The sequence below is a fragment of the Aliiroseovarius sp. CAU 1755 genome (assembly GCF_054482655.1).
The window spans coordinates 764,014-779,523 of sequence record NZ_JBTLRH010000001.1; the positions used below are offsets into that span (position 1 = coordinate 764,014).

The following is a 15,510-nucleotide window of genomic DNA, read 5'->3' on the forward strand; positions in this document are numbered from 1 at the left end:
TTGGGTCAGTCAGTGTTGATCAAAACGGCCTCTACGCGCCGGTTTTGTTCTCGCCCTTCCGGGGTAAGGTTGGAGGCCAAAGGCGCAAGGAAACCAACGCCTTGTGCAGAAACCTGGGTCCGGTCAACACCATAGAAGTCGACCAGTTGCGTCATGACCGAATTTGCGCGTTTTCGCGACAGCGCGACATTTCCCTCAAGCCCTCCTTCGGCGTCAGTGTGACCGACGAGCATGACCCTGCGAGAGGTGTCCTGGGTCAGATAGGTGGCCAGTTCCGCAAGCGCGGTGACCTCGCTATTGGTGAGTTGCGATGACCCCGTCGCGAAGTCCACACCGGCAAGAACAGCGCGACCGGTCGCCTCAAGCGCGCTGGCAAGTGTGCCAGAAAGCGGGGCCACTCCCGTCGAGACAGGCCGGCCCGTTTGCGCGGCGACCGGCGTGACAGGGCTTCCCGCAGGTGCGACCTGAACCATTTCGACAAAGGCTGCCGCGCTGGACCTGCTGACAAGAAGGCCGATGTGATGGTCCGATTTGTGCGCGCTGATATAGTGAAAATCGCCGAGGTCCACATACATGTCGGGGGCTTTGAAGTGGCCAACCTCAAAGCGGAAATCATAGCCGCCACAGGCCACCGCCTGACACTGGAAAAGGATCTCGTATCCGTCCTGTATCAACTGATCGCGCAGGTCGGTGAGAACCTGAAAGCTGCCCTGGCTGGTGCCCGGTATCTTCCAGGCCTGCCACGTCACCTGCCCTTCAACGGCGCGGGCCGGAACGGTTCGCCCGTCAAAGCGCGCAGTGGCAAGACCGACCCGTCCATTAGGCGTCTGTTCACTGGCTTGCTGAACCGCACCGGCTGGCAGGTCAAGCGCCGACGCGGGTGCAACCATCAAACTGAGGACGAGCATACAAAGCGCTGCCCGGACAAGACCGACGACTGTGTTCATCTGTGCGACGCATGGTAGGCATCATTGGGTTTCATTCCGACCGCAGATGCCATGCGGTTCGACATGGAAAAGAAACCGACAGTTGCGGCAATGTCCCAGATGTCGCGATCCGTGAACCCTACGCTGCGGAGGGCGTCGCGATCGGCTTCCTCTGTTTCGGCGGAAGCTTTGGTTATTTTCTCGGCAAACAGCAGCATGGCGTGCTGGCGAGCATCCAGTTTGGCCATGCGCCAGTTCATCACCATCGCTTCGCCAAGCTGGGGGTTGCCGGACAGTTCGCGAACCGCTGCGCCGTGGGCCACCTGGCAATACCAGCACCGGTTGATCGAGCTGACGACGACAGCAATCATCTCTCGCTCCAGCTTGGACAGGCCGCTGTCACCCATCATCAATTCGTTATACATGGCTGAAAACGCGCGCAGCTTTTCCATGTCGAACGCATAGGCTTTCAGCACGTTCGGCACGAGGCCCAGTTTTTCGTCACAGATGTCGAAATACTTCTGAATGTCTGCGGGAAGCGGATCAACCATCGGCAGGTTCAGGTCCGTCACACCATTGTTCTTATGTGCCATGTCTTTACCCCTGCGATTTCTTGATCCGGTAATGATAGTGCCCGACAATGTGCATACCAAGATTGGTATAGAGCGGATTTGCAGCGTGGTTGCCCTGTGTAACAATCAGGGCCAGATATTTCGCGCCTTGGTCCTTCGCCCAGATGGCCGCTTGCTTCAGCAGGTTTTGACCTGTGCCCTGCCGACGCAACCCTTTGTCGACATGCAAGGCGTGCACCACAGCAATGTCATCGTGCAGCCCAACATAGCCAACGCCGGATGGGGTGTCATCGGTGCGCGCCAAAAGGCCGGTTTTTGGACAGGTCGCCCGCTCCATCACGGCGCGACGTTCTTTGCCGATGCCCCCGGCGTCCCACAATTCGTGCATGATGGACAATGTCGGCCAGATCGAGAACGCCGAGACAGGCGGCAGCGCGTCTTTTGTCAGTTCTGCGACCTCGATGACCCAAATATTCACCGGGTCAACAATCTGGTATCCGTGTTTTTCCAACATATCATCAAGGTGTTCGTCGCCATTGCGGATTTGAAACAGCGGGTCCATGCCCAATTCACGCATCGCTTTTTCAGCGGCGGGCAGATCAGCTTCGGTGGTCGGCCAGTTTTCAGTGGCCGCTGACACGCGCTTGCCGCCGCCCGCGCCATCACGAATGATCCATGCCCCCACCCGTTTTGTTTCGGCCGGCGGCCATGTTGCTTCGCTGGCCTCGATGATCGCTACGGCATTTGGCAGGTCGTGTTTCATGTGTCCTCCGTAAATAGCCGAGACAAGGTTTGCGCGGCGGAATGAATTCTGTCGGTGTCGGTCCCGCGAATAACGATATTCGCCCCGAAAACACCGTTCTGTATGAAGGGATATGACCCAAAGCTGAGGTCTGCAAAATCTTCGACAACCTGACCCAGCGGTCCCGCAATCTCACCTTCGCCACGTTCGATTCTGATCGAGCGTGACAGAAGCGGCGCGCCGCCGGTCAGCCCCGGCAATACGCTGTCGACCATCGCCTTGAAGACAGACGGCACACCCGCCATCACATGGACGTTCTCAAGCGTGAACCCTGGCGCGACCGATACCGGGTTGTCGATCAATGTCGCACGGTCTGGGATGCGTGCCATGCGCTGCCTTGCTGCGTTGAATTCCTGCCCTTGTCGCGCGTAATGTGCGGCCAGCAATGCGCGGGCATCTTCACGAATGTCGATGTGATCGCCGAACGCACGGGCAATGCAATCGGCGGTGATGTCGTCATGCGTCGGACCGATTCCGCCCGAAGTGAAAACATGGTCATACGCAAGGGACAGTGCTTTTACCGCAGCCTCAATCGCTTGGGCGTCATCTGACACCACACGCGCTTCTTTCAGGTCAATACCATGGTCGGTCAATTTGCAGGCGAGATGGTGCATGTTTGCGTCCCGTGTCCTGCCGGACAAGATCTCGTCTCCGATTACCAACATGGCGGCTGTCGGGTTGGCCATAGGTTGTTCCTTTCCTCCTTCCGGTATAGGCCTGAGACATGCAATTTCCCAGCCCTCTTGTGCCCGCAAAGCTCATTCGTCGCTACAAACGGTTTCTTGCCGATTGCACGTTGGCAGATGGTCGCGACGTGACGGCCCATTGCGCCAATCCCGGTTCGATGATGGGGTTGGCTGAGCCGGGTATGAAAATCTGGCTGGAGCCGAATGACGACCCTAAAAAGAAGCTGAAGTTTGGCTGGCGGTTGGTCGACCATGAAAACGGGCATTTCACCGGCGTTGATACCTCGGTGCCGAACCGCGCTTTGCGCGCGGCGCTAGAGGCACGTTCGGTCGCTGGCTTGGGCGATTATCATACGGTCCGGGCCGAGGTGAAATACGGCGAAAACAGCCGCATCGACTTTCTGTTGAAAGGTGATGGCCTGACCTATCTCGAGGTGAAATCAGTGACCCTGTCCCGCCAACCCGGCTTGGCCGAGTTTCCCGACAGCGTGACCGCCCGCGGCACCAAGCATCTGGGCGAGCTTGCGAAAGTGGTCGGGCAGGGGCATCGCGCAGTGATGCTCTACCTTGTGCAGCGCACGGATTGTGACCGGTTCGATCTGGCGCGTGACATTGACCCGACCTATGCCGCTGCGTTTGTTGACGCGCGCGCCGCCGGGGTCGACGTCATCGTGCTGGGCACACAGATCAGCCCCGATGGCATCCATGTCGCGGCCCCTCTGGCGTCTTTGGCCTGAACATCCTATTTATGGGCGAAGCAAGAGGACCAACCCATGGACGACACGATGCGCGTGACCAAAGAAGGCATTCGCCTATACGACCCTTCCGACTTTGCCGGAATGCATAAGGCGGGACATTTGGCGGCCGATATTCTGGACCGGATCGCGCCGATGGTGAAGCCGGGTGCCACCACCGCCGAACTTGACGCCGCGATCGAGGCAATGGTGGACGAGGCTGGCGCGGTGTCTGCCACCATTGGGTATAAAGGCTATAAGCACGCGTCCTGCATTTCGTTGAACCATGTGGTCTGCCACGGCATCCCCGGATCGAAAACGCCCAAGGGCAAGAACGAGAAGTCAGCGCGCAAGCACGACGAATTGATCGACGGCGACATCCTGAACGTTGATGTGACGGTGATTGTGGACGGTTGGTATGGCGACACAAGCCGCATGTATAAGGTCGGCACGCTGAAGCCTTTCGCAGAACGACTGATCCAAGTGACTCATGATGCCCTGATGAAGGGGATCGAGGCCGTGCGCCCCGGAAATACTTTCGGAGATATCGGCCACGCCATCCAGTCCCATGTGGAAAGCCAGCGCATGTCGGTGGTGCGCGATTTCTGCGGGCACGGACTGGGGCAAGTGTTCCACGCCCCACCCAATGTGCTGCATTACGGGCGTCCCGGTATGGGCCCTGTGCTGGAAGAAGGCATGTTCTTCACCATCGAGCCGATGGTCAATCTGGGCCGCCCGGAAACCAAGATCCTTGCCGATGACTGGACCGCGATCACCCGCGATAAATCATTGTCGGCGCAGTTCGAACATTCGGTCGGGGTCACGGCGGATGGGTGCGATATCTTCACGCTGTCGCCTGCGGGAAAGTTCCATCCAACTTGGGGTTAAGCGCGCCGGTTGACTTAGGGGAAACTTCTACCGTTTCTTCCCCTTGACCGCAAAATATCCTTTTGAATTCAGGGTGTTTCTGTTGCCGATGTCCTTCGGTTGGGATTCCTTCGCTTTTCCGTTTGCACTCGCAGAAACTCGTGCCTAGGTTCCATATGCCGACCCGCAAGAGGTGGGGCGGCTTCCGCGACACTCATGCGCGGCTGTTTCTACGAAAAACGGAGGGTGTCCCATGACCCACTTCCGCTCCTTCACCCCGAAATCCATCATCACATCCATTGGTGCCGCCGCAGCCTTACTGCTGTCGACCAACGCGACCTTTGCCGAAGAAGTGACGCTTCGCTTCCAGCATTTCGTGTCGCCCTTATCGGCGAACCCGACCTATTTCATGGCCCCATGGGCCGAGAAGATCGAGAAGGATTCCGGTGGACGCATCAAGGTCGAACTTTACCCGGCCATGCAACTGGGCGGCAAAGCGACCAGCCAGTATGACCTGATCCGCGACGGCGCGATTGACGGCGGCTGGGTCATTCCCGGCTATCAACCCGGTCGTTTCCCCGAAGCCGAGGCGATGGAGCTGCCCTTCATGGTCACCAAATCCGGCGAAGAGGCGTCGAAAGCCGCGTGGGTCTATACCCAGAAATACCTGATGGATGACTTCGCGGATGTGAAGGTGATTGCCGCCCACATGCATGGGCGCGGGATCGTTCACAAGAAGGGCGATCCGATTGCTAGCGTCGCGGACTTCAAGAATCTGAAGCTGCGCGGCCCGTCGCGGACCTCGACCCTGCTATTGGACAAGCTTGGTGCCACGCCGATTGGCATGCCCGTGCCCGCCTTTCCCGAGGCGCTCGCAAAAGGTGTGGTCGATGGTGGTGTGATCACGTGGGAAATGTCGCCGTCGCTGAAGCTGAACGAGCTGACGGACAGCCACACCGATGTTGCGGGCGATAAGTCGCTGTATAACCTCTATTTCATCTGGGCGATGAACAAGAATGTCTATGAGGGGCTGCCCGATGACCTGAAGGCCGTGATCGACGCGAATTCAGGCTTTCACACGTCGGCTCTGGCTGGTCGCGCGCATGATACCGGCGACGTGGTTGGGCGCGAGAAAATGGCGGCGGACGGCAATGCCATTGCCGAATTGTCCGAGGAAGAGACCGCCAAAATTCGCGCGCTGGGCGACGAAGTCATCGCCGAGTGGATTGAGGACATGAACGGCAAAGGCCTTGATGGCGCTGCGATGGTGCGCGACGCGCAGGCGGCGGTGTCGGTCACGCGGGCGCGGTAAGCCGCAGAAATTTTAGCAAAGGGCCGTCCCTCGGGGTGGCCCTTTTGTTATGCGCGTCCCACTCGTTCGAGGATCGAGATTGTCGTATCCCCATATCGCCGGGCATCCAGCAATTCGACCCCGTCCGGGGGCGTGATCGCCGCGCTTTCTTCCCAAACGATCAGCGCATCTGGCGCGACCCATCCGCCTTTGATCGCGGCGTCCAATGCTTTTTCGCCCAACCCACTTCCGTAAGGTGGATCAAGGAAGATCAGGTCGTGGGGCTGCCCATCAGGCAAACGCGTCGCGTCACGTTTCACCACTGTCACGTCGTCCGCACATCGACACTTGGCGACGTTTTCGCGGATCAGGGACAGCGCTTTGCGCCCATCATCCACGAAGGTCACATGGGATGCGCCGCGCGACAGGGCCTCAAGCCCCAGCGCGCCTGTGCCAGCAAACAGGTCCAGCACCCGTGCTCCCTCAATTGGGTCGCCAAAACGGCCGCCGATCAGCATGGAAAACAGGCTCTCGCGCACCCGGTCGGTGGTCGGGCGCAGATGCGCGCCCGCGTCGCCTTTACCAACATTGGCCAGCGCCAGCCCACGAAAACGGCCTGCGATGATCCTCATTTCAACAGCGGTTTCAGGTCTGATGCCGAGTCAGCGACAATCGCTTTGTCCGGCGATTTGCCGCTTTCGATCAGCCGTTTGCCGACCATATAGGCGCGTGGGTCGTTCATCGCGTCAACCGCCAGCAGCGTGTCGCCCTGAAAATACCAGAAGCTCGCGCTGGCGTCGTCGCCATCACGGCGCGTGACCACGTTGTCGTAGCCCACATTGAGCCCGGCAATCTGAAGCTTCACGTCATACTGATCCGACCAGAACCACGGGGTGGCGATATAGTCTACGTTTTCGCCCATTATGTTGCGGGCGACAATTTCGGCCTGATCAATGGCGTTTGGCACGCTTTCCAGCCGGATGCGCGTGCCGTGATACGGGAAGGACGCACAATCGCCAGCCGCCCAGATGGCGGTATCGGACGTGCGACCCAGCGCGTCGGTCTTGATGCCGTTGTCAATCTCCAGCCCAGCAGCTTCGGCCAAGGTGGTGTCCGGCGCGATGCCCACGCCGACAATCGCGAAATCGACCTCAAGCGTAGTGCCGTCAGACAAAACGGCCCCGGTTACGCGTCCGTCACCTGTCAGTCGGTCCAACCCAACCCCTTCGCGGATATCGACGCCGTGGGCGGTGTGCAGAGCGCGGAAATAGTCCGAGGTTTCGGGTGCTGCGACACGTTGCAGGATACGGTCTGCCATCTCAACAAGGGTGACCTTCAGACCCTTCTTGGCAGCGACGGCCGCGGCCTCCAACCCGATATAGCCGCCACCGATGATCAACACGCGGCGGCCTTGCGAGAACTCGGTCGCCATCCGGTCCACGTCATCAAGCGTGCGCACAACATGAACGCCCTCAAGTGCGCCGCCGATTGAGCCAGGCAGACGGCGGGGCACGGACCCGGTGGTCAGCGCCAGTTGGTCATAGGGGAGTTTCTCGTCCCCGATCACCACCAGATGATTGGCCGCGTCAATCGCATCCACCTGCGTGCCAAGGCGCAGTGTGATGTTGTTTTCCGCATAGAAACTCTCGGGGCGCAAATACAGCCGCTCCACTTCCATCTCGCCCAGCAGATAAGCCTTCGACAGTGGCGGGCGTTGGTAGGGTGGTGCGGTTTCGGCCCCGATCAGGGTAATTTCACCGTCAAATCCCGCGTTGCGGAGTTTGGCGACCAATGACGCACCGGCTTGCCCGGCGCCGATGACAACAACGTGAGCCATGAGGTTCTTCCATTTCTGCTGACCTGACGCGGTTTGCAGACTATGACTAGGCAGGACGGAAACACAATCAGGGATCTTGAAAATGACAATTTCAGTTGGTGACAAACTGCCAAACGCAACCCTTTTGACGATGGGCGCCGATGGCCCAGAAGGCGTCGAGCTTGCGACGTTGACCAAGGGGCGCAAGATCGTGTTGTTCGCCGTGCCCGGCGCGTATACTGGTACGTGCACGACAGCACATGTGCCCAGCTTCATCCGCACAAAAGCCGATTTTGACAAAAAAGGCGTGGACGAGGTGATCTGCGTGTCTGTGAACGACCCCTTTGTGATGCAGGCTTGGGGCGAAAGCACAGGGGCGGCGAAGGCTGGTATTACCATGCTGGCAGATGCCGAAGGCGCTTTTACGAAAGCGATCGGAATGGCCTTCACCGCGCCGCCTGTCGGGCTGATCAACCGGTCACAACGGTTCGCGATGTATGTTGAAGACGGCGTGGTCAAGGTGTTGAACGCCGAAGACAACCCCGGCATGTGCGAAACCTCGGCGGGCGAAGGGTTGTTGGTCGATATGAGCGCCTAGTCGTGGTCGTCCATGTCTGATTTGCGGAAGGGGCCGTATGTGGTGAGGATCTCGATATCCTCTGCGACGGCCTCTTTTTCCGCGACCAGAAATTGTTCGACAGCGTCACGAAAGGCGGGGTCGGCAATCCAGTGGAGCGAATGAGTGGCAACCGGCATGTAGCCGCGCGCGAGCTTGTGTTCGCCTTGGGCGCCTGCCTCGACGCGGCCCAGCCCGTGGGTGATGGCGAAGTCAATTGCCTGATAGTAGCACAGCTCGAAATGCAAGCAGGGATGATGCTCCAGCGCGCCCCAGTAACGCCCAAACAGCGTGTCCCGCCCGATCAGGTTTAGCGCGCCCGCAACCGATCGACCATCGCGCTGGGCCAGAACCAAAAGCACCTCATCGCGCATTGTGTCATGCAGCGCATCAAAAAACGCCCGCGTCAAATAAGGGCGACCCCATTTGCGCGCCCCTGTGTCCTGATAGAACTGCCAGAATGCATCCCAGTGATGAGGCTGAATGTCATCCCCGGTCAACGAGATGATCTCGCCGCCGAAATTCTGTGCCTGAGCGCGTTCCTTACGGATTTGTTTGCGCTTGCGAGAGCTCAGACCGGTCAGAAAATCATCAAATTGAGCATAGTTGGCATTCTGCCAGTGAAACTGCTGGCCTAGACGATGCAAAAGCCCCATCGCGGCACCCTGTTTCGCCTCGTCCTCTGTGCAGAACGAAATGTGGGCAGAGCTCAGGTCGTTCTCGGTCGCCACCTGTATCATTCCCTGAAGCAGCGCGGATCGACCGACAGCCTCATACCCCGGGCGAGTCAGAAAACGTCGCCCGGTGACCGGTGTGAAAGGGACGGCCATTTGCAGCTTGGGATAATAGCGCCCGCCCGCGCGTTCAAATGCATCGGCCCAGCTGTGATCAAACACATATTCACCCTGACTGTGTGACTTGCCGTAATGGGGCGCGACTGCAATGACCTGCCCATCTGCATGAACGCTTAGGTAGTGTGGATGCCAACCCGTGCCTTCGCCGACGCTGCGCGACTGCTCCAACGCAGACAGGAAACGGTGCGTCGTAAAGGGGTCTGCCGGATGACCACCATCCGTGGTTTCCGGGCAGGCGCAGGCATCCCAGTCTTGTGCGGCAATACCGTCAAGCGCCTGATGTGTGCGAATTTCAACCATTGTGCCTGTCACGGGATCATTGGGCCGCAGAGCGCATCACAGGTCAAGCCGCGTAGCCTTCAAACGTCACGTTGTCAGCGATCTTGCGGGCGTCAATCTCGACCTCTTTTGATCGAACGGTCCAGCAGAGAACCGGAACGCCACGCGCCTTCAGACGGGCAACGGCAGCGCTGTGCAGGTCGTTTACGTCATGGCTGATGAAGCTTGCGCCAACACGATCAAAATCCGGGATATCGCGCAGATACCGGCGCGTCGCGGCGGGCAGCAGCGTGTTCTTTTTCTGTTGAAACGCCTCGGTCGTCAGGCCAAGCGGGCGACCCGTGTTGTGGTTGCCAAAGGCGGCCACTGAATGGGGGTTGAATGACATCACGGCGACATCGCCCTCATAGTCTTTCAAGGCAATTGCGGTGGCGTGTTCCAGCGCGCCGACACGTGGTCCCATGGCGCCGTCCTGATCCTTCAGCTCGACCAGCAAAGGGACACGCCCAGCGACGATCGCCAGCACCTCTGCGAAACTTGGTATGCTTTCGTCGCCATGCAGAAGCGTCATTTTCGCAAGATCATGTGCGGCTCGCTGCTGGATTGCGCCGGCCTCACCGGTCAGGCGCTTCAGGTCATAGTCGTGAAAAACCATAGCCTGAGCGTCTTTTGATAGTTGCAGGTCAAGCTCGATCCCGTAGCCATGTTCGATCGCAGCGCGGATTGCGGCACGCGAGTTTTCAGGACGGCCCGCGCCGATATCGTGATAGCCGCGATGGGCAATCGGGCGCGACAGAAAGCTGTCGGTCAGGGGGATCGGCGCGTCGGTCATCTGATCTGGAAGATGCCTTCGATTTCGACCGCGACGCCGAAGGGCAAGCTGGCGGCCGATACGGCGGAACGCGCATGGCGGCCTGCGTCGCCCAGGGCTTCGACCATGAAATCAGAGGCGCCATTGATCACTTTGGGTTGATCGCCAAACTCGGCGGTCGAGTTGACGAAGCCCACAAGTTTTACGACACGCACCAACCTGTCAAGATCACCGCCACAGGCGGCCTTGACCTGCGCCAACAGGCTGATCGCGCAGCTGCGGGCGGCTTTGGCCCCATCTTCGGCGGTCATGTCGTCCCCCAGCTTGCCGGTCAAGAACGCGCCGTCCTTCATCGAGATCTGGCCTGATACATGCACAAGGTCGCCAACCTGAACATAGGGCACATAGTTTGCCGCAGGGGCAGGCGCGTCAGGCAGGGTGACGCCAAGATCGGCAAGACGGGTTTCATAAGCGCTCATGTTGCGTCCTTTTTTGTTGAACTGCCGCGCAGCGGGTCTGCACAGACGCTAGCCCGGCTTGGCGCACCAGAAAAGGGTGAAAGCGACCCAAGACGGCCCGGTTTCGACTGACCTTTGCGCCGACAGACAAGGGTCAGCTTTCGCGCAGGGCCTTGTTGAAATAGTCTGACAGGGGCTGCACTAGATAGGATAGCGGGCTGCGATCCACCGTTCGGATGAAAGCGGATACCGGCATGCCGGGAATCAACACGGCACCAGTCGGAAGGCGCGCAATCTCGCCTTCGTCCAGTTGGATTTCGGCCCGATAAAAGCTGCGCCCGGTCGTGTCATCTGAAAACGCGTCGGCTGAGACTTTGACCACGTGCCCCAGAAGATCAGGGGCTTCGGCACTGTCAAACGCGGGGAATTTCAGGTTCACTTGCTGGCCAATGAAAACCTGATCCACATGGATCGGATCAACCTGTGCTGCGATGACCAAGGGCCGATCCTGAGGCACGATATAAAGCACCGGCTGCGCGGGTTGAATGACCGAGCGTTCTGCATAGACCTGCATGCCATGAACCACGCCCGACAGCGGCGCCCGGATATCAAGCCGGTCAAGCTGTTCGGCGATGCTGCGTCGTTGTTCGGCAAGTTCAAGCGTGGTCGCCTGAAGATCGCGCAGATCGGTGATCGCTTGTTCGCGCCGTTCGGTGCCAAGGGCGAGCACTTGAAGTTCGGTTTCGGTCACGCGCACTTCGGCCTCAGCCTTTGCGGCGGCAATCTCGCCCAACCGGCCCAGAAGACCGGCCTCTTCACGCTGCAACGCCAACACGCGCGACGCTTGCGCCAGCCCTTTCTGAAGCAGCGTTTGTTGGTTGGTCAGCTCTTCGCGGATCAGGGCAAGTTGTTGGTCCAGGGCGATGCGCTGGGCCACAAGTCCTTCGATCTGCTGCTCAACCTGAGCTTTGCGTTTTTGCAGTTGTTCGACCTGCGACGCCAAGGTGACGCGCCGCGATTCAAACAAGCGGGTCTGACCGTCCATCAAGGCGCGCACCTCGGGCCGGTTGCGCGCGCGGGTTTCCAGAGCTTCGGGAAAGGCGAGCGCCTCTGTGCCGTCGCGTTCAGCTTCCAATCGCGCCTCGCGCGCCAGCAGTTCAAAATACTGACCGTCGATGATGGTCAGTTGCGAGGCCAGCCGAGATGGGTCCAGTTGGACCAGCAAATCGCCTGCGGACACGATGTCCCCATCTTCGACCCGAATGGATGTGACGACGCCACCATCCGGATGCTGGACAACTTGTCGGTTCTGGTCGACCTCGACCTGTCCCGAAGCAACGATGGCACCGGCAAGGCGGGTGGCGACAGCCCATGTGCCGAACCCGCCGACCAGAACAAGCAAGGCGACAAAGCCTACAATCAGTGGCGCACGTGCGGAATAGGTTTTGTCTGCCATCAACTGATCCCGCCTTTGCCCTGCGCCGTCTGAATTTGCTGCGCGTTCTGAACATGGGCTTGCAGCACTTCGTCACGTGGGCCAAATCCTTTGACCATGCCGCCGTCAAGCACCATAAGCAGCTCGCATTCCTGAATGGCGGCTGGACGGTGCGCCATGATCAGCACCGCTCCGCCGCGCGCCTTGACCTGCCGGATCGCGGTGTTCAGCGCCCGGGTGCCGATGTTGTCGAGGTTGGAGTTCGGCTCGTCCAGCACCAGCACCGCCGGGTCACCGTAAAGCGCGCGCGCAAGCCCGATACGCTGCATTTGACCGCCGGACAGGATGCTGTCGCCCGGCGAAACCAGCGTGTCATATCCATCGGGCAAGGACAGGATCAGCTCATGCGCGTCGGCCAGCCGGGCGGCAGCGACCACTTGGGCCGGGTCCGGTTCCAGATCAAGCCCTGCGATGTTCTCGGCGATGCTTCCGCCAAAAAGCTGAACGCGCTGGGGAAGATAACCAAGATAGCGTCCCAGTGCTTCGGGCGTGTAGTGATCCAGCGCCGCACCATCCAGTCGGACGGTTCCGCCAGACGGCGTGACCACGCCCGTGATGACGCGCGCAAGCGTCGATTTGCCGGCGCCCGAGGGGCCGATGATGCCAAGCGCCAGTCCGGGCTTTACTTCGAAGGTTACGCTGCGGAGCACGGCCTGACTTTTCCCCGGCGGAAACACGGTGACGTTTTCAGCCCGCAGATGAGCGGTCGGACGGGGCAATTCGGTGCGTCGATCGTCCAGCGGCACTTCGGCCAGCAGAACACCAAGTCCAGCCCAGCCTGTGCGCGCTCGTTGGATCAGCGGCCATTGGTTGATTGCCATATCAACGGGCGCAAGCGCGCGCCCCAAAAGGATCGAACCGGCAATCATCGCTCCCGGTGAGATTTCGCCCTGTAGGGCCAGATAAGCGCCCAAACCCAACATTGCCGATTGCAGAAACTGGCGAAATGTCTTCGAGATCGTTGAGAACTGCCCCTGAAGGTCAGCTGCCCGCACGCTTTGGTCCAGGGCTGAAGACCGCGCCTTGTGCCACCGTTGGTAGGCCGCACCCGACATGCCAAGTGCGCGCACCATTTCGGCTTCGGTTCGCAGTTGTTCGGCCATCTGGTCGGCTTTCATCGTCGCCGTCGTCGCCAATGTCACGGGCGCCTTCGTCAAAATCTGGTTCAGCGCCGTGATCGCAATCAGAATTGCGCCCCCGACAACCGCAAGTATGCCCAGCCACGGGTGGAAAATCGCGATGGCAAACAGGAAGATGGGGGTCCACGGTATGTCGAATGCGGCCGTGATGACCGGGCTCGACAGAAATTTTTGGATCGCCTCAAGGTCGCGCAAACCTGCTGTTGCGATCTGCTGGTTCGGACCCGGTGGGGCCCGGCGCAACACGGCCGAAAAGACGCGTTCGTCCAGCCCCGACTGGAACTGCGCGCCGACCCGCGCCAGAATGCGCCCGCGCGCATAGTCCAGAAAGCCCATCATTGCGAACAGAAACCCCATCAATATGGTTAGGGCAATCAGGGTCGCTTCGGACCGGCTGCCGAGCACGCGATCATAGAGCTGCAACATGTAGAGCGGCGCCGTCAGCATCAACAAATTAACGAATACCGAAAAGAGCGCGACGCTCCACAACAGGCCACGCGCCTTGCGGCGCACAGCGCGCAATTCTTCCAACCCGCGTTCGTGTTCAGTTTCCTGCATACCCATCAATCCGCATGTTCACCTGCTTTTCAGACCTTAAGGATAACCCTTCTGGTGTCGGCGAGAATCTGCCTGTAGAGTGTCGCCAATTAGTCACATCGAATGGCTGCCAAACTGTTAACATCTGTGCATTGAGACTTCATCCATTATGTGTGACCAACGCCAAGTGAAACTGCCAAAATCAACGATTGCCAACGTGAAAATTTTTAACGCCAAATCCCTCCCGGCAGTGGCCGGTATCGCTTTGATGTCGCTTGGAGCCTGTGCGAAGGCACCAGCCCCATCAGGATATGATGACCCGCACGAGGTGAAGAACCGACGCACCCACGCAGCAAACGTGGATTTGGACAAGATTTTTGTCTCGCCGGCATCCAATGCTTACGGCGAAGTCCTGCCCCGGCCTGCGCGCGATGCGGTCGAACTGTTTTCCGACAATGCCGGACTTCCAGGCGTCGTGGCGAACAATATCCTTCAGGGCAACATCGAAGACGCCGCCCACAACGCTGTGCGCTTCTTGTTCAACAGCACGTTTGGCCTGTTGGGTATCTTCGATGTCGCGACCGATATCGGACTGGAAGAGCGTAAAAGCGACTTCGGGGAAACCCTGCATGTCTGGGGCGCGCCGGAGGGCGACTATGTGGTGCTGCCCTTCTTTGGTCCCTCGACCGAACGTGATGGTTTCGGCATATTGGTTGATTTTGTGCTGAACCCGCTAAGCCTGGCCTTGCCGACTGAGGTCAAGCACCTACCCAAGGCCGCGTATGTCCTGTCAAAATTTGGTGATCGCTACGCCTTTGGCGATACGATCGACGAATTTTACTATAGTGAAAGTGGCTACGAATTGATGCAGCTCTACTATCTGGATTCGCGCCGGTATGAACTGGGTATCGAAGTCGAAGACGACGAACTTGAGGATATTTATGATGCATATGATGGGTAACCGAACGTCACTGACACGTCGCGCCGTCCTGGGCGGAATCGGCGGGTTGTGTGTCTTGGCGACTTTTCCGGGCCGAGCCATGGCCGCAATCACGGCAGACAAGGCGGAAAGCCTGATTGGCAAAGTGGTCAGCGACATCAACGCGATCATCAATTCGGGCACTTCAGAAAGCGCCATGATTCAGCGTTTCGAAGGCGTGTTTGCGAAATACGCTGACGTGGATTTCATTGCGCTGTCTGCCCTTGGGCCGGATGGCAGGTCTGCCAGCGCCGCGCAGAAAAGCGCTTTCGTCAAGGCGTTCCGCAGCTATATCGCGCGCCGGTATGGCAGCCGGTTCCGCGAATTCGAAGGCGGTCGTATCGATGTCGTCAGCTCGAAAACGGTGAAGAGCCGCTTCGAGGTGCTGACAAAGACACAGCTGAAGGGCAAGTCACCCTTCGACGTTGTGTTCGTCGTGTCCGCAAAGAACGGCAAATTCATTGACATGCAGGTCGAAGGCATTTCGATCGTGAAGTCTGAACGCAAGGAAATCGGTGCGATGCTGGATCGGCGCAAAGGCGATCTGAACCAGTTGATCGCGGATCTTCAAGCGGGCTAAGCCGACTTGAAATCGAGAAGAACACACCCCCACGCGCCGCGTTGGGGGTGTTTTTTTGTTTTGGGTCC

17 protein-coding genes are annotated in these 15,510 nt (G+C 59.1%); 6 read left to right on the top strand and 11 right to left on the bottom strand.

The annotated features are described in order from the left end of the window. Positions 1-5 precede the first annotated feature (5 nt). From ACXYMP_RS03730 to ACXYMP_RS03745, 4 genes are read right to left on the bottom strand one after another with little or no spacing between them, the layout of a single operon-like run. On the bottom strand, positions 6-908 hold the full coding sequence (locus ACXYMP_RS03730; RefSeq protein WP_458904430.1) for an OmpA family protein: 903 nt from the start codon (positions 906-908) through the stop codon (positions 6-8). Positions 909-943: 35 nt separating this feature from the next. Beyond that, positions 944-1,519 carry a peroxidase-related enzyme gene (locus ACXYMP_RS03735; protein WP_298568623.1) on the bottom strand — a complete coding sequence of 192 codons (576 nt, stop codon included), beginning with the start codon at positions 1,517-1,519 and terminating at the stop codon, positions 944-946. A gap of 4 nt (positions 1,520-1,523) precedes the next feature. Continuing rightward, on the bottom strand, positions 1,524-2,261 hold the full coding sequence (locus ACXYMP_RS03740) for a GNAT family N-acetyltransferase (protein WP_458904432.1): 738 nt from the start codon (positions 2,259-2,261) through the stop codon (positions 1,524-1,526). Further along, a complete protein-coding gene (locus ACXYMP_RS03745; protein ID WP_298568619.1) occupies positions 2,258-2,986 on the bottom strand; it encodes a competence/damage-inducible protein A in 729 nt (242 codons plus the stop codon). The genes ACXYMP_RS03740 and ACXYMP_RS03745 overlap by 4 nt, the downstream gene beginning before the upstream one ends. A gap of 38 nt (positions 2,987-3,024) precedes the next feature. Here ACXYMP_RS03745 and sfsA point away from each other — a divergent pair, with 38 nt between their 5' ends. The 3 genes from sfsA to ACXYMP_RS03760 all read left to right on the top strand — a co-directional run bounded on the left by sfsA (position 3,025) and on the right by ACXYMP_RS03760 (position 5,899). Continuing rightward, on the top strand, positions 3,025-3,723 hold the full coding sequence (gene sfsA / locus ACXYMP_RS03750; RefSeq protein ID WP_458904435.1) for a DNA/RNA nuclease SfsA: 699 nt from the start codon (positions 3,025-3,027) through the stop codon (positions 3,721-3,723). Between the two features lie 36 nt (positions 3,724-3,759). Then, positions 3,760-4,608: a type I methionyl aminopeptidase gene (gene map / locus ACXYMP_RS03755; RefSeq protein WP_298568614.1), complete on the top strand. Its 849-nt coding sequence runs from the start codon at positions 3,760-3,762 to the stop codon at positions 4,606-4,608. Positions 4,609-4,840: 232 nt separating this feature from the next. Next, positions 4,841-5,899: a TRAP transporter substrate-binding protein gene (locus ACXYMP_RS03760; RefSeq protein ID WP_458904437.1), complete on the top strand. Its 1,059-nt coding sequence runs from the start codon at positions 4,841-4,843 to the stop codon at positions 5,897-5,899. Positions 5,900-5,946: 47 nt separating this feature from the next. Here ACXYMP_RS03760 and rsmD read toward each other — a convergent pair whose 3' ends face one another. Then, a complete protein-coding gene (gene rsmD / locus ACXYMP_RS03765) occupies positions 5,947-6,510 on the bottom strand; it encodes a 16S rRNA (guanine(966)-N(2))-methyltransferase RsmD (RefSeq protein ID WP_298568608.1) in 564 nt (187 codons plus the stop codon). Beyond that, the gene (locus tag ACXYMP_RS03770; RefSeq protein WP_298568605.1) at positions 6,507-7,715 is read right to left on the bottom strand and encodes an NAD(P)/FAD-dependent oxidoreductase; all 1,209 of its coding nucleotides are present in this window, start codon (positions 7,713-7,715) and stop codon (positions 6,507-6,509) included. Before ACXYMP_RS03770 ends, rsmD begins: the two co-directional genes overlap by 4 nt. Positions 7,716-7,797: 82 nt before the next feature. On the opposite strand from ACXYMP_RS03770, the gene ACXYMP_RS03775 reads away from it, so the two are divergent. After that, positions 7,798-8,292 (top strand): redoxin family protein, encoded by a 495-nt coding sequence (locus tag ACXYMP_RS03775; protein ID WP_458904440.1) that lies wholly within the window; start codon positions 7,798-7,800, stop codon positions 8,290-8,292. Here the strand turns inward: ACXYMP_RS03775 and ACXYMP_RS03780 are convergent. From ACXYMP_RS03780 to ACXYMP_RS03800, 5 genes are all read right to left on the bottom strand, one after another. Next, positions 8,289-9,464 carry a GNAT family N-acetyltransferase gene (locus ACXYMP_RS03780; protein ID WP_458904442.1) on the bottom strand — a complete coding sequence of 392 codons (1,176 nt, stop codon included), beginning with the start codon at positions 9,462-9,464 and terminating at the stop codon, positions 8,289-8,291. The two genes, ACXYMP_RS03775 and ACXYMP_RS03780, sit on opposite strands and share 4 nt — an antisense overlap. 43 nt (positions 9,465-9,507) lie before the next feature. Beyond that, on the bottom strand, positions 9,508-10,275 hold the full coding sequence (locus ACXYMP_RS03785; RefSeq protein ID WP_298568596.1) for a glycerophosphodiester phosphodiesterase family protein: 768 nt from the start codon (positions 10,273-10,275) through the stop codon (positions 9,508-9,510). After that, a complete protein-coding gene (locus ACXYMP_RS03790) occupies positions 10,272-10,733 on the bottom strand; it encodes a RidA family protein (protein WP_298568593.1) in 462 nt (153 codons plus the stop codon). The genes ACXYMP_RS03785 and ACXYMP_RS03790 overlap by 4 nt, the downstream gene beginning before the upstream one ends. 133 nt (positions 10,734-10,866) lie before the next feature. After that, positions 10,867-12,168, bottom strand: a complete 1,302-nt coding sequence (locus ACXYMP_RS03795) for an HlyD family type I secretion periplasmic adaptor subunit (RefSeq protein WP_458904445.1) — start codon at positions 12,166-12,168, stop codon at positions 10,867-10,869. Beyond that, the gene (locus tag ACXYMP_RS03800) at positions 12,168-13,904 is read right to left on the bottom strand and encodes a type I secretion system permease/ATPase (RefSeq protein ID WP_458904447.1); all 1,737 of its coding nucleotides are present in this window, start codon (positions 13,902-13,904) and stop codon (positions 12,168-12,170) included. The genes ACXYMP_RS03795 and ACXYMP_RS03800 overlap by 1 nt, the downstream gene beginning before the upstream one ends. Positions 13,905-14,100: 196 nt before the next feature. On the opposite strand from ACXYMP_RS03800, the gene ACXYMP_RS03805 reads away from it, so the two are divergent. Together ACXYMP_RS03805 and ACXYMP_RS03810 are read left to right on the top strand one after the other, a co-directional pair. Next, positions 14,101-14,844 (top strand): MlaA family lipoprotein, encoded by a 744-nt coding sequence (locus ACXYMP_RS03805; protein ID WP_298568584.1) that lies wholly within the window; start codon positions 14,101-14,103, stop codon positions 14,842-14,844. A gap of 79 nt (positions 14,845-14,923) precedes the next feature. Next, entirely contained in the window at positions 14,924-15,442 is a 519-nt protein-coding gene (locus ACXYMP_RS03810) for an MlaC/ttg2D family ABC transporter substrate-binding protein (RefSeq protein WP_298568581.1), read from the top strand. Positions 15,443-15,510: the final 68 nt, after the last annotated feature.

What these genes read in the sequence shown, in the direction of transcription:
- ACXYMP_RS03730 (WP_458904430.1), bottom strand. Translation starts at nt 908, where the DNA reads ATGCTCGTCCTCAGTTTGATGGTTGCACCCGCGTCGGCGCTTGACCTG.
- ACXYMP_RS03735 (WP_298568623.1), bottom strand. Translation starts at nt 1,519, where the DNA reads ATGGCACATAAGAACAATGGTGTGACGGACCTGAACCTGCCGATGGTT.
- ACXYMP_RS03740 (WP_458904432.1), bottom strand. Translation starts at nt 2,261, where the DNA reads ATGAAACACGACCTGCCAAATGCCGTAGCGATCATCGAGGCCAGCGAA.
- ACXYMP_RS03745 (WP_298568619.1), bottom strand. Translation starts at nt 2,986, where the DNA reads ATGGCCAACCCGACAGCCGCCATGTTGGTAATCGGAGACGAGATCTTG.
- sfsA (WP_458904435.1), top strand. Translation starts at nt 3,025, where the DNA reads ATGCAATTTCCCAGCCCTCTTGTGCCCGCAAAGCTCATTCGTCGCTAC.
- map (WP_298568614.1), top strand. Translation starts at nt 3,760, where the DNA reads ATGGACGACACGATGCGCGTGACCAAAGAAGGCATTCGCCTATACGAC.
- ACXYMP_RS03760 (WP_458904437.1), top strand. Translation starts at nt 4,841, where the DNA reads ATGACCCACTTCCGCTCCTTCACCCCGAAATCCATCATCACATCCATT.
- rsmD (WP_298568608.1), bottom strand. Translation starts at nt 6,510, where the DNA reads ATGAGGATCATCGCAGGCCGTTTTCGTGGGCTGGCGCTGGCCAATGTT.
- ACXYMP_RS03770 (WP_298568605.1), bottom strand. Translation starts at nt 7,715, where the DNA reads ATGGCTCACGTTGTTGTCATCGGCGCCGGGCAAGCCGGTGCGTCATTG.
- ACXYMP_RS03775 (WP_458904440.1), top strand. Translation starts at nt 7,798, where the DNA reads ATGACAATTTCAGTTGGTGACAAACTGCCAAACGCAACCCTTTTGACG.
- ACXYMP_RS03780 (WP_458904442.1), bottom strand. Translation starts at nt 9,464, where the DNA reads ATGGTTGAAATTCGCACACATCAGGCGCTTGACGGTATTGCCGCACAA.
- ACXYMP_RS03785 (WP_298568596.1), bottom strand. Translation starts at nt 10,275, where the DNA reads ATGACCGACGCGCCGATCCCCCTGACCGACAGCTTTCTGTCGCGCCCG.
- ACXYMP_RS03790 (WP_298568593.1), bottom strand. Translation starts at nt 10,733, where the DNA reads ATGAGCGCTTATGAAACCCGTCTTGCCGATCTTGGCGTCACCCTGCCT.
- ACXYMP_RS03795 (WP_458904445.1), bottom strand. Translation starts at nt 12,168, where the DNA reads ATGGCAGACAAAACCTATTCCGCACGTGCGCCACTGATTGTAGGCTTT.
- ACXYMP_RS03800 (WP_458904447.1), bottom strand. Translation starts at nt 13,904, where the DNA reads ATGCAGGAAACTGAACACGAACGCGGGTTGGAAGAATTGCGCGCTGTG.
- ACXYMP_RS03810 (WP_298568581.1), top strand. Translation starts at nt 14,924, where the DNA reads ATGGCCGCAATCACGGCAGACAAGGCGGAAAGCCTGATTGGCAAAGTG.